This window comes from Neisseria sp. P0009.S007, assembly GCF_051962515.1.
The window spans coordinates 1-246 of record NZ_JBQCVF010001224.1 but is presented as its reverse complement, the minus strand read 5'-3'; the positions used below and the strand labels follow the sequence as shown (position 1 = coordinate 246).

Here is a 246-nt window from a genome sequence, read left to right as displayed (position 1 = left end):
ATCGAAAGCGACGTAGAGCGCGTTTCCGCCGATTTCGACCGTATCCACGCGCTGTGCGAAATCCTTTCGCCCGCCTTCCCGCAAATTGAGGAAGGCGTGCCGATTGAGGATGAGGCGTTGCGCGACAAATTTACCGAGCTGACCGTCCTTTTGAACGAACTGCACCCTGCCGATGTGGCGGCGGTGTTGGAATCGTTACCGCCGCGCGAACGTAATATCGTCTGGCTGTTGGTCACGCCTGAAGAC

Annotated in this window: 1 pseudogene; it reads left to right on the top strand. The window is 57.7% G+C overall.

From position 1 onward, the window contains the following. Nucleotides 1-246, top strand: a pseudogene (locus ACTHS3_RS18390) (magnesium transporter); the annotation flags it as partial.